This is a genomic window from Achromobacter spanius (assembly GCF_002966795.1).
Lineage (GTDB): Bacteria > Pseudomonadota > Gammaproteobacteria > Burkholderiales > Burkholderiaceae_B > Achromobacter > Achromobacter spanius_D.
The window spans coordinates 2,970,334-2,994,358 of the sequence record NZ_CP023270.1; the positions used below are offsets into that span (position 1 = coordinate 2,970,334).

At 65.7% G+C, this 24,025-nt stretch carries 24 protein-coding genes; 12 read left to right on the forward strand and 12 right to left on the reverse strand.

The genetic code is table 11. From position 1 onward, the window contains the following. Positions 1-10 precede the first annotated feature (10 nt). Positions 11-892 carry a sn-glycerol-3-phosphate ABC transporter permease UgpA gene (ugpA, locus tag CLM73_RS13285; RefSeq protein ID WP_105238828.1) on the reverse strand — a complete coding sequence of 294 codons (882 nt, stop codon included), beginning with the start codon at positions 890-892 and terminating at the stop codon, positions 11-13. 221 nt (positions 893-1,113) lie between these two features. Further along, positions 1,114-2,427: a sn-glycerol-3-phosphate ABC transporter substrate-binding protein UgpB gene (gene ugpB / locus CLM73_RS13290; RefSeq protein WP_105238829.1), complete on the reverse strand. Its 1,314-nt coding sequence runs from the start codon at positions 2,425-2,427 to the stop codon at positions 1,114-1,116. A gap of 527 nt (positions 2,428-2,954) precedes the next feature. On the opposite strand from ugpB, the gene CLM73_RS13295 reads away from it, so the two are divergent. The 6 genes from CLM73_RS13295 (at position 2,955) to CLM73_RS13320 (ending at position 8,899) form a co-directional block, all read left to right on the forward strand. Further along, positions 2,955-3,506, forward strand: a complete 552-nt coding sequence (locus CLM73_RS13295) for a queuosine precursor transporter (RefSeq protein WP_418904950.1) — start codon at positions 2,955-2,957, stop codon at positions 3,504-3,506. 459 nt (positions 3,507-3,965) lie between these two features. After that, entirely contained in the window at positions 3,966-5,081 is a 1,116-nt protein-coding gene (locus CLM73_RS13300) for a high-affinity branched-chain amino acid ABC transporter substrate-binding protein (RefSeq protein ID WP_105238831.1), read from the forward strand. Positions 5,082-5,272: 191 nt separating this feature from the next. After that, complete coding sequence (gene livH, locus CLM73_RS13305) at positions 5,273-6,199, forward strand: high-affinity branched-chain amino acid ABC transporter permease LivH (protein WP_056561063.1); 927 nt, start codon at positions 5,273-5,275, stop codon at positions 6,197-6,199. Next, on the forward strand, positions 6,199-7,434 hold the full coding sequence (locus tag CLM73_RS13310) for a high-affinity branched-chain amino acid ABC transporter permease LivM (protein ID WP_199778295.1): 1,236 nt from the start codon (positions 6,199-6,201) through the stop codon (positions 7,432-7,434). Before livH ends, CLM73_RS13310 begins: the two co-directional genes overlap by 1 nt. Continuing rightward, the gene (livG, locus tag CLM73_RS13315; RefSeq protein ID WP_056561068.1) at positions 7,431-8,198 is read left to right on the forward strand and encodes a high-affinity branched-chain amino acid ABC transporter ATP-binding protein LivG; all 768 of its coding nucleotides are present in this window, start codon (positions 7,431-7,433) and stop codon (positions 8,196-8,198) included. Before CLM73_RS13310 ends, livG begins: the two co-directional genes overlap by 4 nt. Then, positions 8,198-8,899 (forward strand): ABC transporter ATP-binding protein, encoded by a 702-nt coding sequence (locus CLM73_RS13320; protein ID WP_105238833.1) that lies wholly within the window; start codon positions 8,198-8,200, stop codon positions 8,897-8,899. Before livG ends, CLM73_RS13320 begins: the two co-directional genes overlap by 1 nt. Before the next feature lie 48 nt (positions 8,900-8,947). On the opposite strand, the gene CLM73_RS13325 is transcribed toward CLM73_RS13320, so the two are convergent. The 3 genes from CLM73_RS13325 to CLM73_RS13335 form a co-directional block, all read right to left on the reverse strand. Next, positions 8,948-9,637, reverse strand: coding sequence for an aspartate/glutamate racemase family protein (locus CLM73_RS13325; protein ID WP_418904951.1), 690 nt, complete (start codon positions 9,635-9,637; stop codon positions 8,948-8,950). A gap of 70 nt (positions 9,638-9,707) precedes the next feature. Beyond that, positions 9,708-11,159, reverse strand: coding sequence for an N-acyl-D-amino-acid deacylase family protein (locus tag CLM73_RS13330; RefSeq protein ID WP_105238835.1), 1,452 nt, complete (start codon positions 11,157-11,159; stop codon positions 9,708-9,710). A 9-nt stretch (positions 11,160-11,168) separates the two neighbouring features. After that, positions 11,169-12,146: a Bug family tripartite tricarboxylate transporter substrate binding protein gene (locus CLM73_RS13335; RefSeq protein ID WP_105238836.1), complete on the reverse strand. Its 978-nt coding sequence runs from the start codon at positions 12,144-12,146 to the stop codon at positions 11,169-11,171. Between the two features lie 119 nt (positions 12,147-12,265). Here CLM73_RS13335 and CLM73_RS13340 point away from each other — a divergent pair, with 119 nt between their 5' ends. Then, positions 12,266-13,222: a LysR family transcriptional regulator gene (locus tag CLM73_RS13340; protein WP_105238837.1), complete on the forward strand. Its 957-nt coding sequence runs from the start codon at positions 12,266-12,268 to the stop codon at positions 13,220-13,222. Between the two features lie 33 nt (positions 13,223-13,255). On the opposite strand, the gene CLM73_RS13345 is transcribed toward CLM73_RS13340, so the two are convergent. Next, a complete protein-coding gene (locus CLM73_RS13345; protein ID WP_105238838.1) occupies positions 13,256-13,867 on the reverse strand; it encodes a glutathione binding-like protein in 612 nt (203 codons plus the stop codon). Between the two features lie 150 nt (positions 13,868-14,017). On the opposite strand from CLM73_RS13345, the gene CLM73_RS13350 reads away from it, so the two are divergent. Both CLM73_RS13350 and CLM73_RS13355 read left to right on the forward strand, forming a co-directional pair. Beyond that, positions 14,018-15,181 (forward strand): PQQ-dependent sugar dehydrogenase, encoded by a 1,164-nt coding sequence (locus CLM73_RS13350; protein WP_105238839.1) that lies wholly within the window; start codon positions 14,018-14,020, stop codon positions 15,179-15,181. A 5-nt stretch (positions 15,182-15,186) separates the two neighbouring features. After that, positions 15,187-15,825, forward strand: coding sequence for a glutathione S-transferase family protein (locus CLM73_RS13355; protein WP_105241508.1), 639 nt, complete (start codon positions 15,187-15,189; stop codon positions 15,823-15,825). Between the two features lie 24 nt (positions 15,826-15,849). Here CLM73_RS13355 and CLM73_RS13360 read toward each other — a convergent pair whose 3' ends face one another. Both CLM73_RS13360 and CLM73_RS13365 read right to left on the reverse strand, forming a co-directional pair. Then, positions 15,850-16,758 (reverse strand): DMT family transporter, encoded by a 909-nt coding sequence (locus CLM73_RS13360; RefSeq protein ID WP_105238840.1) that lies wholly within the window; start codon positions 16,756-16,758, stop codon positions 15,850-15,852. Between the two features lie 73 nt (positions 16,759-16,831). Then, positions 16,832-17,209 carry a DUF423 domain-containing protein gene (locus tag CLM73_RS13365; RefSeq protein WP_105238841.1) on the reverse strand — a complete coding sequence of 126 codons (378 nt, stop codon included), beginning with the start codon at positions 17,207-17,209 and terminating at the stop codon, positions 16,832-16,834. Positions 17,210-17,431: 222 nt separating this feature from the next. Here CLM73_RS13365 and CLM73_RS13375 point away from each other — a divergent pair, with 222 nt between their 5' ends. Both CLM73_RS13375 and CLM73_RS13380 read left to right on the forward strand, forming a co-directional pair. Continuing rightward, positions 17,432-17,902, forward strand: a complete 471-nt coding sequence (locus CLM73_RS13375; protein ID WP_105238843.1) for an antitoxin Xre/MbcA/ParS toxin-binding domain-containing protein — start codon at positions 17,432-17,434, stop codon at positions 17,900-17,902. Then, complete coding sequence (locus CLM73_RS13380) at positions 17,899-18,411, forward strand: RES family NAD+ phosphorylase (RefSeq protein WP_105238844.1); 513 nt, start codon at positions 17,899-17,901, stop codon at positions 18,409-18,411. The genes CLM73_RS13375 and CLM73_RS13380 overlap by 4 nt, the downstream gene beginning before the upstream one ends. Positions 18,412-18,484: 73 nt before the next feature. Here the strand turns inward: CLM73_RS13380 and CLM73_RS13385 are convergent, their stop codons facing one another. Together CLM73_RS13385 and CLM73_RS13390 are read right to left on the reverse strand one after the other, a co-directional pair. Then, positions 18,485-19,546 (reverse strand): alcohol dehydrogenase, encoded by a 1,062-nt coding sequence (locus CLM73_RS13385; RefSeq protein WP_105238845.1) that lies wholly within the window; start codon positions 19,544-19,546, stop codon positions 18,485-18,487. A gap of 13 nt (positions 19,547-19,559) precedes the next feature. Next, positions 19,560-20,768, reverse strand: a complete 1,209-nt coding sequence (locus CLM73_RS13390) for an ABC transporter substrate-binding protein (protein ID WP_105238846.1) — start codon at positions 20,766-20,768, stop codon at positions 19,560-19,562. A 223-nt stretch (positions 20,769-20,991) separates the two neighbouring features. On the opposite strand from CLM73_RS13390, the gene CLM73_RS13395 reads away from it, so the two are divergent. Further along, entirely contained in the window at positions 20,992-21,732 is a 741-nt protein-coding gene (locus CLM73_RS13395) for an IclR family transcriptional regulator (RefSeq protein WP_105238847.1), read from the forward strand. A 13-nt stretch (positions 21,733-21,745) separates the two neighbouring features. On the opposite strand, the gene rocF is transcribed toward CLM73_RS13395, so the two are convergent. Together rocF and rocD are read right to left on the reverse strand one after the other, a co-directional pair. Then, positions 21,746-22,684 (reverse strand): arginase, encoded by a 939-nt coding sequence (gene rocF / locus CLM73_RS13400; protein WP_105241509.1) that lies wholly within the window; start codon positions 22,682-22,684, stop codon positions 21,746-21,748. A gap of 56 nt (positions 22,685-22,740) precedes the next feature. Next, positions 22,741-23,976 (reverse strand): ornithine--oxo-acid transaminase, encoded by a 1,236-nt coding sequence (rocD, locus tag CLM73_RS13405; RefSeq protein WP_199778296.1) that lies wholly within the window; start codon positions 23,974-23,976, stop codon positions 22,741-22,743. Between the last annotated feature and the right edge of the window lie 49 nt (positions 23,977-24,025).

Genomic DNA, 24,025 nt, shown 5'->3' on the forward strand with positions numbered 1-24,025 from the left:
TCGGACAAAATCAATACTGCACTTTGCGGTCGACGTACCGGAACTGTACGACCGTCAAGGCAACCACAATGAACATCAGGACGACGGACTGGGCGGCGGACGAACCGAGGTCCAGGCCGCGGAAGCCGTCGCTATACACCTTGTAGACCAGGATCGAGGTCGACGTGCCCGGACCGCCTTGCGTCGTCGTGTCGATCACGGCAAACGTGTCAAAGAAGGCGTAGATGATGTTGACCACCAGCAGGAAGAACGTGGTGGGCGACAGCAGCGGGAAGACGATGGTCCAGAAGCGGCGCGCGGGGCTGGCGCCGTCGATCGCGGCGGCTTCGATGAGCGAACGCGGGATCGATTGCAGGCCGGCCAGGAAGAAGAGGAAGTTGTACGACACCTGCTTCCAGACGGCCGCGATGATCACCAGGGTCATCGCCTGGTTGCCGTCAAGGCGGGGGTTCCAGTCCACGCCCGACTTGCGCAGGGCCACGGCCAGGATGCCGACGGAGGGCGAAAACAGGAACAGCCACAGCACGCCGACGACGGCGGGCGCCACGGCATACGGCCAGATGAGCAGGGTCTTGTAGAGCCCGGAGCCACGGATCACGCGGTCGGCCATCACGGCCAGCACCAGCGACACGCCAAGGCCAACACCGGCCACCAGCACCGAAAACACGGCGGTGACGCGGAAGGAATCCAGGTAGCTCTGTTGCGAGAACAGTTCCATGAAGTTGTCCAGGCCGACGAACTGCGAGGACAGACCGAAGGGATCTTCAAGGCGCATGGACTGCCACATGGCTTGTCCGGCGGGCAGGAAGAAGAACACCACGGTAATGATCAGCTGCGGCAGGAGCAGCAGATAGGGCAAGGTCTTGTGCCCGAATACAACGCGTTTTTCCATAGGGGGAACCCAAGGTACAGAAAAGCGGCGGTTGAAATAACCGCCGCCTGAAACCGCCAGCGCGCGTGCCGCGCGAGGCGCCCGGAGCCCGAAAGCACCGGCACTCATAAAAACACGATAGGCTTAAAGCCCCAGAAAAACCAGGGCTTTAAGCCTCGTAAGTCCTTGTCGCAACATGGAAAATGCCGATTGACAAGGCGGTCAGATCACGCGAAAGGGCGTTACTTTACACTCTTCTCGAACTTTTCCAGCAGCTCGTTGCCGCGCTTGACGATGTTCTCGGCGCCGTCCTTGGGGGCAACCTTGCCCGAGACGATGCGTTCGATTTCAGCGTCCTCGATCTCGCGGATCTGGGGCAGGAAGCCCAGGCGCAGGCCGCGCGATTGGGCGGTCGTTTCGACGTTCAATTGCTTGACGCCGACTTCGGTGCCCGGGTTCTTGTCGTAGAAGCCTTCCTTCTTGGTCAGCTCGTAAGCCGCCTTGGTGACGGGCACGTAGCCGGTCTGCTGGTGCCAGCGGGCGGCGATTTCGGGGCTGGCCAGGAACTTGAAGAACGCGGTCACGCCCTTGTAGGTTTCGGGCTTCTTGTTGGCGAAGACCCACAGCGATGCGCCGCCGATGATGGTGTTCTGCGGGGCGCCTTGCACGTCGGCGTAGTAGGGCAGCGTGGAGGTGCCGAATTCGAACTTGGCGTTCTTGGCGATGTTGGCGCGCAGGCCGGACGAGCCGGTGATCATGGCGCACTTGCCGCTGATGAACAGCGAGTTGGGCTCGTCGCCGCGGCCGCCGTACATGAAGATGCCTTCCTTGCCGAGCTTGGCCAGGTTTTCAAGGTGACGCACGTGCAGCGGGGTGTTGATGGCGATGCGCGCATCCAGGCCGCCGAAGCCGTTGTCCTTGGTGGCGTACGGCACGTTGTGCCAGGCCGAGAAGGTCTCGAGCTGGGTCCACGACGGCCAGGAGGTGGTGTAGCCGCATTCCTGGCCAGCGGCCTTCAGCTTCTGGCCGGCAGCGGCCAGTTCTTCCCAGGTCTTGGGGGGATTGTCGGCGTCCAGGCCAGCCTTCTTGAAGGCGTCCTTGTTGTAGTAGAAGACGACGGTCGAGCTGTTGAACGGCATCGACACCAGCTTGCCGTCGGCCGACGAGTAGTAGCCAGCCACGGCGCCGATGAATTCCTTGGGGTCGATCGGGTTGCCGGCTTCTTCGGACATCTGCTGCACCGGCTTGATGGCGCCCTTGGCGTACATCATGGTGGCGGTGCCGACTTCGAAGACCTGCAGGATGTCCGGCGCGTTGCCGGCGCGGAACGCGGCGATGCCGGCGTTCATGGATTCACCGTAGTTGCCCTTGTAGATGGCCTTGACCTGGTAGTCGGGGTTCTTCTTGTTGAATTCCTCGACCAAGCCGTTGACGCGGTCGCCCAGCGCGCCTTCCATCGAATGCCAGAACTGGATCTCGGTGGCTGCTTGCGCGGAAGCGCCGGCGAAAGCCGTCATGATGGCGGCAAAGGTCAGTGCAATACGATGGGATCGCATAAAGGGTTCTCCAGTTGGGCGTGTTGCGCACGGGTTGTCCGGGCGCATGAAACACGACACCTTATGAATTGTTTGTGACAAAACCGTGACTTTCACATCACTACAAACGCCTGTCAAATTGCGCGTTTCAGGCGCGAACGAACATTTTTGGCGTTTTTGCTGCGGGGAAGTGACCGTTTACAATCGCCGCCTATGAAAAACGAACTTTCGATTGCGTTCACCGGCGGTGGGGGCAGGGCGCGAGCCTTGGCCGCGCGCCCGGTCGGCAAAGTATGCGCCGCCAGGGACGTTCATGTCATTGACATAAACCAGCATGCAACGCGCGCCTCGCAGGCGGGGCGGGCGACCGGCGCGCGAGCCCGTCATGGCTGCAAGTCGCGGACCGCCGGGGCCCTGTTCGCGCGCGCGACACGGAACATGCAAGGTGTTGCGGCTTCGACACGTCAATGGTTGCAAGACGACGTCGCGATCGCGCGAATGGCCGCTGTCGGTGCGGTGCCGGGGATGGTCGGAGCGTGCCGCCAATGATGCCGACCGCCGCACGCTTTCCCGCGATGACCCGCCTGCAATTCGGCATTTCGGTGCTGTGCATGCTGGCTGTCGTGGTCGGCTCAAATATCCTGGTGCAGGTGCCGCTCAACGACTGGCTGACATGGGGCGGGCTGTCCTATCCGGTGGCGTTCCTGGTCACGGATGTGCTCAACCGCCGTTTCGGCCCGGCCGCCGCCCGGCGCGTGGTGTGGTTTGGCTTTGCCGCCGCGCTGGCCGTGTCCGTCTGGGTGGCGTCGCCGCGCATTGCGCTGGCCTCGGGGCTGGCTTATATCTGCGCGCAGCTCGTCGACATCCAGGTGTTCGACCGCCTGCGTGACCAGCGCTGGTGGCGCGCGCCGCTGGCGTCCGGCGTGCTGGGCGCCATATTGGATACGGCGGTGTTCTTCAGCGTGGCATTCGCCGCAACCGGGTTGCCTTGGGTCACGTGGATGCTGGGCGACCTGGCGATCAAGCTGGTCGTCAATATCAGTATGCTGGCGCCGTTCCGTGCCCTGATGTGGAACCTGGCAAAGCCTGCGAACGCCTAGCCGCGTTGCGGTCCGTCTGCGCGATGCCATGACCGCGCGCGTCCGATGCTGCTTTAAGCCGGCCGCGCGTTTTTATTAATGCGCCAGACATTATTTGCGCGGGACGCAGTAAGTCCGGCGTAAGTACTGTATTTAAATGCATGTTTAAACGCCGTATTAATGCGTTTTCATATAAATCGGCTAACCATAAATCCCAGCAAAGCGCCAGCGAACAACGTAGCCGGAATTGCGTTTTCTCCAATGAATTCACCGCATTACGCGGGCTATCCGTCACGAATAAAAGCCCCGCTTGAAATATTGGGGATTACACGCAGTGACAGTATGACGGCTTGCTTTCAGAATACCGCCCACACCGTGTTTTTGCCCAAGAAGCCGGCGACGGGCAATGCGGACGTAGGGGTACTCTCCCGATAAACCGTGTTGGACAGAGCCGCTCAAAACCTCGCTGGAGAACTCCGCATGAAGTTTCTGAATCGCCTTACCCCGGTAGCCATGGCGCTTGGGGCACTTGCCTTGGCTGGCGCCGCGCACGCCGCCGACACGATCAAGATCGGCATTCCCCAGCCCATGACCGGTCCCAACACCCAATACGGCGACCAAATTCAAGCCGGCGCGCTGACCGCCATCGAAACCATCAACGCCAAGGGCGGCGTCAAGGGCAAGAAGCTCGAACCGATCCTGATCGACGACGGCTGCGAACCCAAGCAGGCCGTGCCCGCCGCCAACCGCGTAGTCAACTCCGGCGCCAAGTTTGCCGTGGCCCATGCGTGCTCGGGCGTCACGGTCGCTGCCGTGAAGGTCTACGAGGAAGAGGGCATTGTCGGCATCACCCCGGGCGCCACGTCGCCGCTGGTCACCGACACCATCAAGCCGCATTTCTTCTTCCGCACCATCGGCCGCGACGACCAGCAGGGTCCGTACGCCGCCGGCTACATCGCCAAGACCTTGAAGCCCCAGAAGGTTGCCGTGCTGCACGACAAGCAGACCTACGGTTCGGGTGTGGCCACGCAGGTCAAGGACGCGCTGGCCAAGGAAAAGGTCAACGTTGCGCTGTTTGAAGGCATCAACGTCGGCGACAGCGACTACTCGGCCATCATCACCAAGCTGAAGTCCTCGGGCGTGGACCTGGTCTATTTCGGCGGTTATCACCCCGAGCTGGGCCTGCTGCTGCGCCAGGCGCGTGAACAGGGCCTGAAGGTCCAGTTCATGGGTCCGGAAGGCACGGCCAACCAGGATCTGGTGGCAATCGCCGGTCCCGCCATCGACGGCCTGCTGGTCACGCTGCCGGCCGACTTCACCAAGCTGCCGGGCAACGAAAGCATCGTCAAGGCCTTCAAGGACGCCAAGCGCGATCCGGACGGCGCCTTCCAGATGCCGGCCTACGCCGCGGTCCAGATCCTGGCTGACAGCATCAACGCTGTCGGCGAAGATCCGGCCAAGGTCGCCGACTACATGCACAAGACGACGTTCAACACCGGCATCGGCAAGGTCGAATACGATGCCAAGGGCGACCTGAAGGACTTTGAGTTCGCCGTCTATAAGTGGGACAAGGACGGAAAGAAGACCCAGCTGTAAACTCGCGATCCCGCCGGCGTGTTGCCGGTGTGTAGGGCCTGCTGTCTTCGTCTAGCCGTAATCCGCGTAGCGATGCGCCAAAAGCGCTGTGCGGCCGGCAAGGCGGCGCCGGCAGGCCCTTTTAGAATACGCCCAGGTTTCCGGCTCCGGGTCTCACTACCGGAGCCGGAACTATTTGGAGCATTGGAATCATGTCCGACCTCATACCCCAACTTACCCAGCAATTCTTCAACGGATTGTCCCTGGGAGCGATCTACGCGCTGATTGCCATCGGCTACACAATGGTCTACGGCATCATCGGGATGATCAATTTCGCCCACGGCGAAATCTATATGATCGGCGCCTATGTGGGCCTGGTCACCTTGACGGCTATCGGCACCAACAGCGGCTTGCCGACCCCCTTCATCATCGCGGCCATGCTGCTCGTTGCCATTACGGTGACCGGCATCTACGGCTTTTCGGTCGAACGCGTGGCGTATCGGCCGGTGCGCGGCAGTCCCCGTCTGGTGGCGCTGATCTCCGCCATCGGGATGTCGATCTTCCTGCAGAACTGGGTGGCCCTCGGCCAGGGCGCGCGCGACATGGCCGTGCCCTCGCTGGTGTCGGGCGCCGTGCAGTTCCACATGGGATCGGACTTTGACGTGACCGTGCCGTACTCGCGCCTCATGATCATCGTGGTGACGGTGGTGCTGATGATCGCGCTGACGCTGTTCATCAAGTATTCCCGCATGGGCCGCGCCTCGCGCGCCTGCTCGCAGGACATGCACATGGCCAACCTGCTGGGCATCGACACCAACCGCGTGATCTCGTTCACGTTCGTGATGGGTGCGATCCTGGCGGCGGTGGGCGGCGTGCTGATCGCCATCACCATCGGCAAGCTCAATCCCTTCATCGGCTTTCTGGCCGGCATCAAGGCCTTCACGGCTGCGGTGCTGGGCGGCATCGGCAGCATCCCCGGCGCGATGCTGGGCGGCGTGCTGCTGGGCCTGGCGGAAACCTTTGCGGCTGCCTATATATCGTCGCAGTACAAGGACATCGTGGCGTTCTCGCTGCTGGTCCTGATTCTGCTGTTCCGTCCCACCGGGCTGCTGGGCAAACCTGAGGTGGAAAAAGTCTGATGTCGACCAACAATCTCAAAAATGCCACGATGGCGGCCGTGCTGACGGCGGTCATCGTCACCCCGGTCTTCGGCCTGCAGCTCATCCGCCAGGGCGCGCGCACGTCGATGGAGTCGAACTGGTCGCTGGTGGCGCTGGCCGCGGCGGTGGTGTTCGTGTTTCAGCTGTTGCGGCCGTGGCTTGCCATGCCGTTCAAGAAGTTGAAGACCAGCCTGCCGACGCTGTCGTCGGCGCCGGCCCGCAACCACAAGCCGCTGATGCTGCTGCTGCTTGCTGTTGCGGTGATCTGGCCGTTCTTCGCGGGCCGCAGTTCGGTGGACATCGCCACGCTGGTGCTGATCTACGTGATGCTGGGCCTGGGCCTGAACATCGTGGTGGGTTTTGCCGGGCTGCTGGATCTGGGCTTCGTGGGCTTTTACGCCGTCGGCGCCTACACGTATGCGTTGCTCTATCACTGGGGCGGCTGGAGCTTCTGGGAAGCGCTGCCTTTCGCGGGTGCGATGTCCGCACTGTTCGGTTTCGTGCTGGGATTTCCGGTGCTGCGGCTGCGCGGTGACTACCTGGCCATCGTGACGCTGGGCTTCGGTGAAATCATTCGCCTGCTGCTCATCAACCTGAACAAGATGACGGGCGGTCCGGACGGTATTTCCGGCATTCCGAAGCCGACGTTCTTCGGCCTGGAAATGACGCGCCGCCCCAGCACCGAGGGCGGAACGACGTTCCATGAATTCTTCGGGCTGACGTTCCAGAACCAGGACATGGTGATCTACCTGTACATGATGGCGCTGCTGCTGGCACTGGTGACGCTGTTCGTGTCGACGCGCCTGATCCGCATGCCGGTCGGCCGCGCCTGGGAGGCGCTGCGCGAGGACGAGATCGCCTGCCGTTCGCTGGGCCTGAATCCCACGCGCATCAAGCTGTCCGCGTTCACGCTGGGCGCCATGTTTGCCGGCTTTGGCGGCGCGTTTTTCGCGGCGCGCCAGGGCATGGTGAATCCGGAGTCCTTCACGTTCATCGAGTCCGCGCTGATCCTGGCCATCGTGGTGCTGGGCGGCATGGGTTCGCAGGTGGGTGTGATCCTCGCTGCCATCCTGCTGACCGTGCTGCCCGAACTGGCGCGCGAGTTCGCCGAGTACCGGATGCTGATGTTCGGTCTGGTGATGGTGTTGATGATGATGTGGCGTCCGCAGGGGTTGTTGCCCATGAAGCGTCCCCACGTGGAGCTGGCTAAATGAGCGAGGCATTGCTGAAAGTCTCCGGCCTGACCATGCGGTTCGGCGGCCTCTTGGCCGTCGACAGCGTGGGTTTCGAGGTCATGTCCGACGAGGTCTTTGCCATCATCGGCCCAAACGGGGCCGGCAAGACCACCGTGTTCAACTGCGTGGGCGGCTTCTATGCGCCGACCGCCGGTGAAATCGTCATGGACGGCAAACCCATCACGGGTCTTGCCAGCCACAAGGTGGCGCGTCATGGGCTGGTGCGCACGTTCCAGAACGTGCGCCTGTTCAAGCAACTGACGGTGCTGGAAAACCTGCTGGTCGCGCAGCATACGCAGGTGGAATCCCGGCTGCTGCCGGGTCTGCTGAAGACCAAGGGGTATCGCCAGTCCGAATCCGAAGCGCTGTCGCGGGCGGCGCAATGGCTGGATTTCATGGGCCTGCGCGAATTCGCCAACCGCGAAGCCGGCAACCTGGCCTATGGCCACCAGCGGCGCCTGGAAATCGCGCGCTGCATGATCACCAAGCCGCGCCTGCTGATGCTGGACGAGCCGGCCGCAGGCCTCAACCCCCAGGAAAAGCGCGATCTGCAATCGCTCATCGACCAGCTACGCCGCGAATTCGGCGTGGCCGTGCTGCTGATCGAGCACGACATGAGCCTGATCATGGGCATTTCGGACCGCATTCTGGTCATGGAACACGGCAAGCCCATCACGACCGGCACCCCCGAGCAGGTGCGCAACGACGAGCGCGTCATCAAGGCGTACCTGGGGGAGGAATGATGCTGAAGCTGGAAAACATACACACGTACTATGGCGCAATCCAGGCGCTGAACGGCGTGTCGGTGGACGTCAACCAGGGCGAGATCGTCACGCTGATCGGCGCCAACGGCGCCGGTAAGACGACGCTGCTGATGACGGTCTGCGGCAATCCGCGGGCGCGCGAAGGCAAGATCACGTTCGAAGGCGAGGACATCACGAACAAGGACACGCACCACATCATGCGCAGTGGCATTGCCATTTCGCCTGAGGGCCGGCGCGTGTTCAAGGACCTGACGGTCGCCGAGAACCTGATGATGGGCGGCTTCTTCTTGAAGCGCGACGAGATCGAGGCCGGCATCGACCACGTCTACGGTCTGTTCCCGCGCTTGAAGGAACGCGCCAGTCAGCGCGCGGGGCTGATGTCGGGCGGCGAACAGCAGATGCTGGCCATCGGCCGCGCGCTGATGACCCGGCCGCGCCTGTTGCTGCTGGACGAACCGACGCTGGGCCTGGCCCCGCTGGTGATCGCCCAGATCTTCGACATCATCCGCGAGATCCGCGAGCAGGGCGTGACTGTGTTCCTGGTCGAGCAGAACGCCAACAAGGCGCTGGGCGTGGCGGATCGCGGCTACGTGCTGGAAAACGGCCGCGTGGTCCTGCAGGACACCGGCGCCAACCTGCTGGTCAACGACAAGGTCCGCAAGGCGTACCTGGGCGGTTGACCTCTTCCCCGCGAAGGAAGTGGGCGCATCGAAAGATGCGCCTTTTTTTTAAGCAGCGATGCGTTCGGCCGGCTGGTCGGCCTGGTAGTGCGCGATGGCGGCGCGGGCGAGGGCGTCGATGGAGTCGGTGAGGGTCACGCCCAGACTGGGGCGCAGGGCGTGCGGGACGGCCAGGGGCAATTCGGTGCAGCCCAGCACCACGGCGTCGGCGCCGCGGGCCTTCAGGCGGGCGATGCATTCGGCGGCGGGCGCGAAGGCGTCTTCGAGCTGGTTGCCCTTGACGGCGCGGATCGAGCCCATGCAGAAGCGTTCGACTTCGTCGTCGTCAGGCACGATGCACTCGTAGCCCTGGGCTTCGAGGTGGCGCTGGTAGAGACCGAGCTTGAGCGTGGCAGCAGTGCCCATCAAGCCGATGCGGCCGCTGGGCAGGCCGAGCCGGCGCAGGTCTTCGATGACCGCTTCGATGATGTGCAGCACCGGCAGTTGCGTGGACGCGGCGATCTCGTCGAACCACAGGTGGGCGGTATTGCACGGAATGGCGATGAGCTGGGCGCCGGCCTGTTCCAGGAAGCGCACGCCGCCGACCATGTAGGGCAGGGGACTTTCGCCGCCGGCCATGTAGGCGCTGGACCGGTCGGGAATGCGGGGATCGTTGCGCAGCAAGGTGGGGATGTGTTGCTGGTCAACCGTGGCGGGCGTCAGCGCCGCCAGGCGGAGGGCAAAGGCCGCGCCGGCCATGGGGCCCATTCCGCCCAATACACCCAGGTAGCAGCCCTGGGAAAACGTCTTCACTTTAAGTACTCCGTGCTCATGCATCACCGGGCGTCAGGACATGGCCCGGGCGTTCGGTGCCCGTCCGTTCCCCGTCCCAGACCTGCCTGCCGTTGACCCACACGGCGTGGATGCCCCGGCTTGCCTGAATGGGCGCTGAAAAAGTGGCCACGTCGGTAACGGTGGCGGGATCGAACAGCACCAGGTCAGCATGATACCCCTCCCGGAGCAGGCCACGCCCGGCGACGCCGTACTGGGCCGCGGCCAATCCGGTCATCTTGTGGATGGCGGACTCGAGCGACAGCAGGCTCTGCTCGCGCACCATCGTGCGCAGCACGTTGGTGAACGTGCCCCATTGGCGGGGGTGCGGATGCGGGTCGAAGGGCAGGCCGTCCGAGCCGACCATGGTCAGCGGATGGGCAAAGATGCGTTTGACGTCCGACGGGTCCATCAGGAAGTAGATGGCGCCGGCCGGGGCCAGCCGGGCGACGGCGGCTTCGTCGTCCAGGCCAAGTTCGGCCATGACGTCGCTGAAGTCGCGGCCCGTGGCCTCGGGATAGCCTTTGGACCACGTGATCATCGTGCGGCTGGCAAGCCGCGCGCGGTCCAGCCGCAGCATGGTCGACGTCGCGGGGTAGGGATGGCAGTCCAGGCAGACGGGCTGCGCGGCCGCGGCGCGGCTGATGAGGTCCAGCGTTTCGCGGGTGCGGCCATGATTGCGTTCGCCCGCCAGCTTGTGATGCGAGAACACCACGCGGGATTCGGTTTCGCGGCCGATGAGCAGCGCCTCTTCCATGGCGGGCACGATGTGGTCGGCCTCGTCGCGCAGGTGCGTGGCGTAGATGCCGGCGCGGCCGCGCAGCGGTTGGCACACGTCGATGATCTCGTCCGTGGGCGCGGCGCTGGCCGGCGGGTAGAACGTGCCGGTCGACACGCCGAACGCGCCTGCATCCAGCGCTTCCTGCATCAGGTCGCGCATGGCGGCCCGTTCCGCGTGGTTGGCCGCGCGCGAGGTGTCGTCCATGACGGCGACGCGCAAGGTGGTGTGACCCACCAGGGGAATCACGTTGACGGCGGCCGGCGTGTCGCGCAGGGCGTCCATCCAGGCGCGGAAGGTGCCAAAGCGAAAGAGTTCCGGCGGACCCAGCAGGTCGAGCGGCTGCGGAATCTGCGTGCGCGCCAGCGGCGCCAGGCTGATGCCGCAGTTGCCGGTGACGACCGTGGTGATGCCCTGCGACACCTTGGGCAGCATGTCGGGATGCGCCAGCAGGTAGCCGTCGTCGTGGGTGTGCGAGTCGATGAAGCCCGGCGCCAGGACCTGGCCCCGGCCGTCGATGACCGGCACGCCCGCGGGATGGGCAAAGCTGCCCACCGCCGCGATGCGCCCGGCGCGCACGGCCAGGTCGCCCTGGGTGGCGGGCCCGCCCGAGCCGTCAATGAGCGTGGCGCCCGCGACGATGAAGTCAGCCTGCAAGGTGTCTGCCGTCATGAAGAATGCTCAGTCGAGTTTTTCGATGCCGGCGTTGTCGATGATCTGCTGCCACTTGGCGGTTTCGCGATCGATCAGCTGCTTGAAGTCGGCGGGCGAGCCGGTGGCCGGTTCCGCGCCCAGTGTGGCCAGGCCCTGACGCACTTCCGGCGCTTGCAGCGCCTTCTGGATGGCGGCGTTCAGCGTGGTCACCACGTCGTCGGGCGTACCCTTGGGGGCGACCACGCCGCCCCAGGCGACGGTCTCGTAGCCCTTCAGGCCGGACTCGTCCAGCGTGGGCACGTCGGGCATCAGCGACAGGCGCTTCAGGCTGCTGACGCCGAGGGCGCGGACCTTGCCGCTCTTGACCAGCGGCGCGGCCTCGGACGTGTTGACGAACAGGTAGTCCAGGCGGCCGCCCAGCAGATCCTGGATGGCGGCGGGGCCGCCGTTGTAGGGGATGAACATCACGTCCAGCTTGGCCATGCTCTTGAAGAGCTCGCCGCCCATGTGGCCGGTGGTGCCGACGCCCGATGCGCCATAGGACAGACGGCCGGGCTCCTTGCGGGCGCGGTCGATGAGTTCCTGCACGCTGTTGACGGGCGATTCGGCCGGGACGATCAGGACGTTGTACAGGTCGAACATGTGGGCGACCGGCGTCAGGTCCTTGTCCACGTCGTACGGCAGGCGCTTGAACAGCGAGCGGTTGACCGCCAGCGTGTTGATGTTGCCGTAGCCGACCGTGTAGCCGTCGGGCGCGGCTCGCTTGATGAGCGCGATGCCGATGTTGCCGGCGGCGCCGGGGCGGTTTTCGACGACCATCGTGGCGCCGGTGTCGCGGGCGATCTGCGTGGTGATCAGGCGCGACAACACGTCGGGCGAGCCGCCGGCGGCGGACGGGACCACGAAGGTGATGGGCTTGTCGGGATAGCCGGCGGCCGAGGCGGCGCCGGCGAAGGCGACGCTGAGCGCCGCCATGGAAAGACTGCGAAGGAGCGTGCTGCGCATGGTGGATTTCCCCTGGTTTTGTTTTGTGGAGCGGGCAGATTACACCCGGCCATGCGGCACTGCGTCATCGAAAAATGTCTCAAACCTATAATCCCTCGTTATTGGAAAAGGGGAAAAAAATGGAAGCCGATGGGTATGCCGACGAGGCCGGGCCAAGCGCCGGGCGGCCGCTGAACCTGCGCCAGATCGAGGTGTTCCGCGCCATCATGATGGCCGGCTCGATCAGCGGGGCGGGGCGCATGCTGCATGTGTCGCAGCCGGCCGTGAGCCGGGTGCTGGCCCTGACGGAAAGCCGGCTGGGCTACCGGTTGTTCGAGCGCGTCAAGAGCCGGCTGTCGCCCACGGCCGAGGCCCGGCGCCTGTATGCCGAGGTCGAGCAGGTGTATGGCGGCATCCAGCGCGTGAACGACCTGGCCGCCAGCCTGGGGCAGTCGGGCGCAGGCATGCTGAAGATCGTGGCAAGTGCCAGTTTCGGGCAACGCCTGATCCCCATGGCGCTGGAGCGATTTCGCGGACGCAATGCGGGCGCGCGGGTCGATTACCGCAGCGTGACATTCGACGAGCTGGCGGCGTACTTTCTGTCGGGACAGGCGGATATCGGCATTTCCATGCAGCCGCCGGATCATCCGAACCTGACGTCGGTCCGGCTGGCGCGCGTGCCGGTGGTGTGCGTGCTGCCGCCCGGGCATCCGCTTGCCAGCCACGATGCGGTGCGGCCGGAGGACTTTTCGTCGGCGGCGTGGATCGGCTATCCGCGCGATACGCCGCTGGGACGCGCGCTGCAGCCGTTCTTTGGCGAAGGCCCGCACTGCGCGGCGGCGATCGAGGTGCATTCGCCCGTGACCGCCTGTTCCTTCGTGCAGCAGGGCCTGGGGCCGGCACTGGTGGATGCCTGGTGCGTCACGCCGGATCAGGCCGCGCACATGGCGCTGCGTCCGATTACGCCCGAGGCCAGCGTGGACATCTGGGCGACGCATTCCAATCTGAGCGCGCCGCCCTTGCTGGCGCGGCGTTTTCTGGCCGCGGTCAGGAAGATCCTGGAGAGCGAGGCGCTGCCCGGCGTGACGCCGGCGTAAAACGCCAGGGCGCCAGCGGGGCAGTGGGGGCGATTACAGCCCTTCGGCCTGCAGCGCGGCCTTGACGCCGGCGTTGGCCTGCATGCGCTCGAAGAACGCGGACAGGTTGGACAGACCGGTCAGGTCCACTTCCTTGGCGTGCGCCCAGCGCAGCACGACGAACAGGTAGGCATCGGCAACCGACGGGGCGGCGCCCGCCAGATACGGCTTGCCGGCCAACTGCGTGTCCAGTTGCGCGAACAGCTTGGTCAAGAGCGCCGAGGCCGACGCGGCCAGTTCCTTCTGCGCGCCTTCGTCCTTCACGTAGCGCTGCGCGCCGAAGAGCAGCGAGAACGTCTTGTGCACGTCGGAATTGATGAAGCCGACCCAACGGCGCACTTCGGCGCGCGAACGCGCGGAGCCGTCGCCCAGCAGCGTGCTTTCGGGCGCCAGTTCAGCCAGGTACTCCAGGATGGATACGTTCTGCGTCAGGGTCCAGTCGCCATCGGTCAGCGCAGGCACGGCGCCCATCGGGTTGATCCGCAGAAACTCGGGCTCCTTGAGCGCCTCGCGGCTGAGTTTGTGCGTTTCATACGGCTTGCCGATCCACTCGAGCACGATGTGGGAAGCGAGCGAGCACGCGCCGGGCATGTAGTACAGTTTCATCTGTCGGAGACTCCTGGAAGGAAGAACGGGAGATCTCCCGTCCGTGGGCGCTATGGTACGCCAACCGGGTATGCCATTCGCGAGTGGTCCCGCGTCTCTCTGTCATGCCTTCCGCGCCCGCTTTTCAAACTGTCGCCGCCGGAGATGTCCATGCAGTCACGCACCGCCGCGAGCACGCGCGCAATTCCCTTTCTCTTGTCCTTGACCCTGGTTTGCGCCGCCGCGCCCGCGTTCGCGCAAGCCACGCAGGAACCGCCGTCGGCGCCTGCGCGCGTGATGCCCGTTGTCGGAGGCCTGGATCATCCCTGGTCCATGGCGTTCCTGCCCGACGGCGGCATCCTGATCACCGAACGACCCGGGAACCTGCGGCTGTTGCGTACGCCCGGCGGGCTGTCCAAGCCGCTGACCGGTGTGCCCAAGGTGGCCGCGCGCGGCCAGGGCGGTCTGCTGGACGTGGTGCTGTCGCCAAACTTTGCGACCGACCGCTACGTGTACCTGTCCTATGCGGAGTCGGACGGCGACAAGAGCGGCACGGCCGTGGGACGAGGCCGGCTGGCCGACGATGGCAGCGGGCTGGAAAACTTCAAGGTGATCTTCCGCCAGGAACCCAAGCTGTCGTCCGGGCTGCATTTCGGATCGCGCCTGGTGTTTGACGGCAAGGGCTACCTCTACATTGCGCTGGGCGAGAACAACCAGCGGCCCACGGCGCAGGACCTGGACAAGTTGCAGGGCAAGGTTGTGCGGCTCAAGGCCGACGGCGCTCTACCTGACGACAATCCCTTCGTGGGCAAGCAGGGCGCGCGCCCCGAGATCTGGTCGTACGGCCATCGCAATCCGCAAGGCATGGCGCTCAATCCCTGGACCGGCGAGCTTTGGGAAAACGAACACGGGCCGCGGGGCGGCGACGAGGTCAACGTGGTGCAGCCGGGCAAGAACTACGGCTGGCCGCTGGCGACGTACGGCATCAACTATTCGGGTCTGAAGATTCCCGAGGCCAAAGGCGAGACGTTGCCGGGCATGGAGCCGCCGGTCTACTGGTGGCCGAAGTCGCCCGCCATCAGCGGCATGGCGTTCTACAACGCCGATCGTTTTCCGGCCTGGCGCAATTCGCTCTTCATCGGCGCGCTGGGCAACCAGAACCTGATCCGCCTGACTGTCGACGGCAATAAGGTGGTCGAGAAGGAAACGCTGCTGGCCGACCGCAAGCGCCGGATCCGTGACGTGCGGCAGGGGCCGGACGGTTATGTGTATGTGCTGACGGATGCTTCGCCGGGCGAACTGCTGCGGGTGGCGCCGGCTGAAACGGGAGGGTGACCGTCATGAAGACCTATGAACTCATCGGGTCCGCGGGCTGCGGCTCCGCCATCGTCGAGATGGCGCTGGTGCTGGCCAACGTGCCGCACGTCCTGACGGACGTGCCGTACCTGAAGCCCGGTCCCGAGCGAGACCGGCTGCTGCATCTGAATCCGCTGGGGCAGGTACCCACGCTGATCCTGCCCGACGGCGAGGTCATGACCGAAAGCGCGGCGATGATCCTGCACCTGAACGACGTGGCGCCGCAGGCTGGTCTTGCGCCCACGGCGGACAAGCCGGAACGGGCGCGCTTTCTGAACCTGCTGGTGCGGATCGTGGCGGCGGTCTACCCGACCTTCACGTACGGCGACGATCCCGCGCAGTGGACGACGCCGGGCGATGCGGTGGACCTGCTGCGCGAGCGCGTCCACACGCGCCGCGCCGAGCTGTGGCAGGAACTGGAACGCCAGGCCGGCGCGCCGCACATGCTGGGGCGCCGCTTTTCGGCGCTGGACCTGTATGTGACGGTCATGACGCATTGGCGCCCAGGGCCGTCGTGGTTCGGTGCGATGTGTCCGGCATTGACCGCGGTCGCGCGCGAAGCCGCGTTGGAACCGAACGTGGCCCGCGTGCTGCAGCGGCACTTTCCGCCGCCCACCGAATAGCGCGGGCGGCATGGCAAGACAGCGTCAGGTCGTGGCACGCCGGCGCGTCTTCCCGCGTGCCTCGCGCACGGCGATGTACACGCCGCTGCCTGCAATGAACACGGCGCCCAGGTACGCATAGGCGTCGGGCGCTTCGCGCCAGAAGATCCATCCCAGAATCGTGGCCCAGACCAGGCCCGTGTAGTCGAAGGGCGCGACGACAGAAGCCGGGCCGATGCGGAATCCCTGCGTGATGAGCGCCAGCCCCAGCGTGCTGAACAGCGCGACGCCACCGAAATAAGGCAGGTCTTCCATGGCCGGCGCGCGCCACACCCACGGCAGTCCGATGGCGCTGCAGACCAGTTGGCCCAGCACGATGTAGAAGGTGGTGGTCAGCATGCCTTCGGCGCGGTTGATGCCGCGCGCCGTGATCATCATGACGGCGTAGAGCAGGGCGGTGGTCAGCGGCAGCAGGGTGGCGGCCTGGAAGGCCTGCGTGCCCGGGCGCACCACGATCAGCACGCCCGCAAAGCCCGCCAATACCGCCAGCCAACGCTTGCCGTCCACGCGCTCCTTCAGGATCAGCACCGACAGCGCGGTGACGAACAGCGGCGCGGCAAACGCGATGGCGGTCGCTTCGGCCAGCGGCAGCGCCTGCAGTCCCAGATAGAAGCAACAGGCCGAGACCACGTTGATCGCGCCGCGCGTCAGGTGCAGGCCGGGATGCGTGGTGCGCAGCACGCGGCGTCCGCCCAGCCACAGCGCCAGCGCGGTTACGAAAGGCAGGGCGATCAGCGCGCGCAGGAAGAGGATCTGCAACGGGTTGTAGCTGGCGCCCAGCCACTTGGCATTGGCGTCGCTGAGCGTCAGAAAAAAGATGCCGCCCGCCACGCAGGCGATGCCTGCGGCGGCGGAATGTTCACGGACGGCGGGTAATGCGGTGCTTGGGGACATCTGAAACCTGCAAGGGCGGCGGTTCCTGCCGCCGGTGGGTGAAGAACGGAAAGGCGAAGAACGGAAGGGCGTCTCAGCTTTGCGCGCGGTAGGCAGCAATGGCGACCATCGCCCACGCGGCCAGGAAGGCCGTGCCGCCAAACGGCGTGACCGCGCCCAGCCACGTTGTGCCGGTCAGCGTCAGCACGTACAGGCTGCCCGAAAACAGCACGATGCCGACGAACATGACGACGCCCGCGGCCGACAGCAGCGGCGACCCGAAGCGGGCGCCCAGCAGCGCGATGATGAAGATGCCCAGCGCGTGGACCAGGTGGTACATGACGCCGGTCTGCCACACGGCCAGCATGTCGGGCGTCAGGATGCGCTTGAGCCCGTGCGCGCCAAACGCCCCGGCGCCCACCGCCACCATGAGATTGATCGCCGCGAGTATCGTGAGCTGCCGGTCCGTCATTGCGTGTCCTTGAGAGAAATGCGAGGGGGGATTTTGTCGCCGCCTATGATAGGCCCAAAAATGGTGCACGACTGATGGTGCCCGGCCGGCCGCCACGGTTCCTGCCCTTGCGCGTGGATTTCCAAATGGGATATTATAAATTCAATTTGGTAATTCAGCCGCCCCATGCCCTGGCCGGTTCCTCCGGCTGGCTGTTCGTCCAAGCGGCGCCCGGAGCAGATCATGACCATCGCCCTGACCGATAAATCTCCCGCCAAGCGCGGCGCCACCGTCAAACGCCCGCCGCGCCCCAGGCAGCTTTTTCGCGGCCTGATCGACAGCCCGCTCACTGACATTGCCCGGGACGTGCACCGCGGACTGCCCGCGCAGATGGTGGACGATGCCGCCGATTACCTGCAGGTGCCCAAGTCGGAAATCATGGCGATTACCGAGGTCAAGGCGGCGTCGCTGTCGCGCTGGACGCGCGAAGGCCAGGCGCTGCCGCTGGGTGAATCCGACCGGCTTGCCCGCGTCGCCCGGGTGGTGCGCGTCGCCCGTCAGGTGCTGGGCAGCGACGAGGAAGCGGTGCTGTGGCTGAACACGCCCGTGCCCGCGCTGGGCAACGTCAAGCCGTTGTCGCTGCTGACCTCGGATGCCAGCAGCCGCATCGTCGAGGACACGCTGGCCCGCGCCGCTGCGGGCGTCTACGCATGACCGATTACGTTTCGCTCTGGCGCATTGGCACCACGGCGGGCAAGTACCGGGCGGACGATCTCTCCGGCGCCGGAGCGGCTGCGGTGGGCGGACGCTACAACAGCCCGGGCACGCCGGTGGTGTATGCCTCGGCCAGCGTGGCGCTGGCGGTGCTGGAAACGGTGGTGCATTTTGCCGCGCGCGCGTCCGAGCACGCCAACCGGTATCTGATTGAGCTGGCCGTGCCCAATGGCATTTTTGAGGCGCGCCAATCGCTGTCGCTGGCGCAGCTGCAGGACGACTATCCGTTCTGGGATGCGGTGCCGTTTGCCGAGGCCTCGCAGGCCGTGGGCGACAACTGGGTGGCGTCGGGCGTGTCGGCGCTGCTGGAATTGCCCAGCGCCATCGTGCCGTACCGTGGCGTCCCGGACTGCAATTTCCTCATCAATCCGGCGCATCCGGACGCCGAGGATATCGTGGTGGTGCGGCGCGAACGCTTCATCTACGATCCGCGATTGCGGCCGGGGTAACCATCCAATAGCAGGCGTCAAAACAAACGCGCCCGATGCCGGGCGCGTTTGTTTGTTGATTGCAACGCTGGCTTCAGTCGACCGTCAACACGGCCCGGCCCACGACCTTGCCTTCACGCAGCGAGGTTAGTACGCGGTCCGCCTCGGCCAGCGCGTGGCGGTGCACCGGCATCGGCGGCACCTTGCCCGCCCGCACCAGTTCCATCAATTCCTTCAGTTCGGCCAGGTTGCCGACGTAGCTGCCGATGATGGACAGCGCCTTCATGGGAATCAAGGCAATGGGCCAGGTGGAGCCGCCGCCGAACAGGCCGACGATGATGAGCTTGCCGCCTTTGGTCAGGAAATCGAACGCGAGCGACGTGGTGGCCGGCGCGCCGACCAGATCGATTGCGGCCCGCACCGGCTTGCCGCCGGCGGCCTGCATGATCTGCTGCGCGGCATCGGGCGCGGCGCCGTCGATGGCCGCCAGCGCGCCCGCATCCAGCGCCGCCTGGCGTTTGGCCGGGTCGATGTCGACGACGATGGCGCCCGCGCCGCCCAGCGCCTTGATCAGCGTCAGGCACATCAGGCCCAGGCCGCCCGCGCCGAAGATCACGACGGGATGCTCGCGGTAGATGTCGGCGCCGATCTTCTGCAGCGCGGAGTACGTGGTGAGCCCCGAGCATGCGTACGGCGCGATCTGCGCGGGGTCCAGGTCGCCGATGTCGATGAGGTAGCGGGGATGCGGCACCACGATGTGGTCGGCATAGCCGCCGGCGCGATGCACGCCCAGGCAGGCGGGCGCGGTGCAGTGATTCTCCATGCCGGCCGCGCACGACGCGCACTTGCCGCAGCCGATCCACGGATAGACGAGGTAATTGCGGTCGGTGGCAAGGCCTTGCGCCTCGGGGCCGGCCGCCACGACGGCGCCGACCGTTTCGTGGCCCATGGTCAGCGGCAGCGACACGCCGCGGTCCTTGAGCGACAGGGTCCGGCCCTGGCCGAGGTCGTAGCCGCCTTCCCACAGATGGATGTCGCTGTGGCACACGCCGGCCGCGCGGACCTTGAGCAGCACCTGCGACCCTTGCGGGGTGGGCGTGGGCTGGTCCATTTCCTGCAGCGGTTCGCGGAAATTGACGACGCAAAAGCACTTCATGGTTGTCTCCTTTTTATTTCTTGACCAGGGGGCATTCGCTGTCGGCGAGCGACACGAAGACCTTTTCGCCCGGCACCGTGGACAGGATGCGGTAGTAGTCGTTCGGATGCTTGGATTCGGCGGGCTTTTTCACCTCGACCAGGTACAGGTCCATGATGACGCGCCCATCTTCGGGGCGCACCCGAGCATTCTTGATCAGTTTGGTGGTGATGGGCAATTCGCGCATCTTCTGGTTGACCACCGCCGCGTCGAAGGTGCCGGCGGCCTGCGCGGCCTGCAGGTAATGCGTGGTGGCCACGTAGCTCAGGGCCTGCACGATGGACGGTGCGCGCGTGACGCCCATCTTCTTTTGCCAGCGCTGCGTCCAGGCGCGCGTGTCCTCGTCGGCGTCCCAGTAAAAGCCGGTGGGGAAGGTGAGCCCCTGCGCAACGGGCAAGCCCATCGCATGGACGTCGTTGATGAAGGTCAGGAACGTCAGCATCCGCTGCTTGCCGCCCGCCAGGCCAAACTCCTGCGCCTGCTTGATAAGGTTGACCAGATCGCCACCGGCGCTGGCCAGACCCACGACGTCGGATTTGGAAGACTGCGCCTGGATGAGGAACGAGGCAAAGTCCATGGCGCCCAGCGGGTGGCGCGTGCTGCCCACGACCTTGCCGCCCGCGCCTTCGACGAAGCGTGACGCATTGCTCTCCAGCGATTTGCCAAAGACGTAATCGGTGGTGATGAAGTACCAGCTCTTGCCCCCGCTTTCGACGACGCTCTTGACCACGGCATTGGCCAGCGCGTAGGTATCGGGCGCCCACTGCGTGCTGAGGTTGCTGCATTGCTTGCCGCTGAAGTCGCCGGCAAAGCCGCCGCTGATCAGCGCCGTACCGCCTTTTTCGCGCGCCACGCCCTGCGCGGCCAGCCCGGCCGAGCTGGCGCCGCCGTCCACCACCGCGACCAGATTCTGCGTGTCGAACCAGCGGCGCACCAGCGCGGACGCCACGTCGGCCTTGTTCTGATTGTCCGCGCCGACGACCTCGACGGTCTTGCCGGCCACCTTGCCGCCGAAATCCTCCACGGCCATGCGCACGGCCGTCTCGGACCCGAGGCCGCCAAGGTCGGAGTAGATGCCGGAGCGGTCGTTGGATACGCCCAACCGCACGACGTCGGTCTGGGCTTGAGCCGCGCAGGCGGCCAGGGTGGCGGCTAAAGCCGCCAACACGGGTTTGATACGCATCTTTCTGTCTCCCAGCCCTGAACGGGCCGTTTTATTGAACGTTATGGATGACGCGGCAACTCGGGAAGGCGGCGCCGGTGCTCCAGCCGGCTGAAATTTATTTCACATTGGTGAATGCAAATTCCTGTGCAAGAATTTAGGTACCTGCACATGAAAAGTCAACACGGTGGAACACCCTAGTCCGGGTGCCGAAACCCCGTTGCCACGAAGGAGGGCCGACGCCGTGGAAGTGAAACTTGTCGCTCGCACGCTGGAGTTGCTGGAGCTGTTTGCGCAGACGAAACGGCCCATGCCGCTGACCGAGCTGGCCCAAGGGCTGGGCGCGCCGATGTCGAGCTGTCTGGCGCTGGTGCGCACGCTCGTGGCGCGGGGGTATCTGTACGAAGTCCGGCGCCGCGCCGGGTATTACCCCACCGGCAAATTGCACGGCCTGGCGGCGCAGATCCTGGCGGGCGACCCGTGGCTTGAACTGGTGCGGCCGCGTCTATCCGCACTGCGCGACGCCGCCAACGAAACCGTGATGCTGGGCAAGATCCAGGATGGCGCCGTGGTGTTCCTGGACGTGGCGGAGTCCACCCAGCCCGTGCACTACGCGGCGCGGCCGGGTGAGCGCCGGCCGCTGCACACCAGTTCGGTCGCCAAGGCCATCCTGGCTCGCCTGCCGGCCGCCGAGCGCGACCACGTGCTGGCGGCGGCGCAATACACGCGCTACACGGACCGCACGTTGACGACCCGCGAGGACCTGCTGGCTGACGTGGACACGGCTGCGGAACGGGGGTGGGCGTCGAACGTGGGAGAGAGCGTCGCGGACCTGACGGGCCTGGCCGTCGCGCTGGATCTGGGCGGCGAATGGTACGCGCTATGCGTGGCGGGGCCCACGCCGCGCGTCTGGGCGCAGCGCGAGGAGAACCTGATGCATCTGCGCGAAGCGGCCGAGGCGATCCGGCGCGATCGCGAGGGATAAGCGGACGGCGTTATCAGGGCCCGCGGCGCACCAGCGTGGATTTGCCAAACAAGCTCTCGATCAGATCCACCGCCAGCTCCGCCGTGCGGTTGCGCACGTCCAGCGCGGGATTCAGTTCGACCACGTCCAGCGAACGCATGAGGCCGGTGTCGGCAATCATTTCCATGCAAAGCTGCGCCTCGCGGTAGGTGGGGCCGCCCATCACGGTGGTGCCCACACCCGGCGCGATCTCGGGATCCAGGAAGTCCACGTCGAAACTCACGTGCAGGTGCGTGTCGGCGTCCAGGCCAGCCAACGCGGCCTGCATGGTGGCGCGCATGCCCATCTCGTCCAGATACCGCATGTCGAAGACCTCAAGGCCGGCGTCGTGCAGCAGACGCTTTTCGCCGGGGTCGACGCTGCGGATGCCGATCTGGCGCACGCAGGACGGTTCGATGTCCGGGCACTCGCCCGACATGCCGGTCAGCGGCTCGGGGCCGTTGCCGCACAGGCAGGCCACCGGCATGCCGTGCAGGTTGCCGGTGGGCGTGAGCGTATGGGTGTTGAAGTCGGCGTGCGCGTCCAGCCACAGCACGCGCAGCTTTTTGCCGGCGGCGCGGCAGTGGCGCGCGACGGCGCTGACCGAACCGATGCCCAGGCTGTGGTCGCCGCCCAGCAGGACGGGCAGACGGCCTTCGGCCAGTTCTTCGTACACGGCATCGTGCACCGCCTGATTCCACGCGGTCACTTCTTCCAGGTGACGATAGCCGTCCACCGGCGGCAGCCAGGGATTGGCGGGGCCGTACAGGTTGCCGCGGTCGCGGACCTGAAAGCCCTGGGCTTCGATGACCGGCCCCAAGTCCGCGACACGGAGCGCTTCGGGTCCCATCGACGCGCCGCGCGCGCCGGCGCCGATGTCGGTCGGTGCGCCGATCAGGGTGACTTGGGTGGGCAGGGTGGGAGTGTTCGTCATCGTGTTCGTCAATTCGGATGCTCCGTATTGCAGTGTTCAGGTTGCGGGGCGCGGGATCACGCGGCGGACAGCACCGCCGCCAGCTGGTCGCACGCCCAGTCCACCTCGTCGCGCGTGACGATCAGGGGCGGCGACAGGCGCAGGGTATGACCGTGCGTGTCCTTGACCAGCAAGCCTCGCGCCTGGAGCCGTTCGCACCAGAGGCGGGCGCCGCCGGCGTCCGGCTCCAGTTCCACGGCCAGCATCAGGCCGCGTCCGCGCACCTCGCGCACAGGGCCGGGCAGCGCGCGCAGCCGCTCCAGGAAATGCGCACCCACGGCGGCGGCGTTCTCGATCATGCCTTCCTCGGTCAGCACCCGCAGCGCGGCGCGCGCGATGGCGCACGCCAGCGGATTGCCGCCGAAGGTGCTGCCGTGCTGCCCGGGCTGGAACACGCCCAGCACGTCGGCATTGGACAGCACGGCGGATACGGGATAGAAGCCGCCCGACAGCGCCTTGCCGATCAGCGTGACGTCGGCTTCGATGCCTTCGTGCTCCTCGGCCAGCAGCTTGCCCGTGCGCCCCAGGCCGGTCTGGATCTCGTCCAGGATCAACGTGATGCCGCGTTCCGTGCAGCGTTGGCGCACGCGGCTGAAGTACCCGGGCGGCGGCATCACGACACCAGCTTCGCCCTGTATCGGTTCGACCAGGAACGCGACCGTGCGGTCGGAAATGGCGTCATTGAAGGCGTCGAAGTCGCCAAAAGGCACGACCTTGAAGCCGGGGGCGAACGGGCCGTAATGGCCAAAGGCGTCGGGGTCGGTCGAAAACCCCACGATGCCCAGCGTGCGCCCATGGAAATTGTTGGCGCACACGATGATCTCGGCTTCGCCTTCGGGCACGCCGCGCACCTCGTAGCCCCATTTGCGCACGGCCTTGATGGCGGTTTCCACGGCCTCGGCGCCGCTGTTCATGGGCAGGATCTTGTGGGCGCCGGTCAGGCGCGCCAGGTCTTCGTAGAAGCCCGCCATCTGGTCATGGCGGAAGGCGCGCGACGTGAGCGTGAGCTTTTGGGCCTGCTCGGTCATGGCGGCCAGGATGCGCGGGTGGCAATGGCCCTGGTTGACGGCGGAATACGCGGCCAGGCAGTCCAGGTACTTGCGCCCGTCGACGTCGTAGACCCAGACGCCGCTGCCGCGCGCCAGCACGACATCCAGCGGATGGTAGTTGTGCGCGCCCAACTGGTCTTCGATGTGGTCGCGGCGGCTGGCGGCGGACTGCGCGCCGGGCTGGGGGGTCATCACGGCACTCATGCGCGTCTCCCGAGGGCGTATTGGGGCCATCTTAGCGCCGCCGGCACGG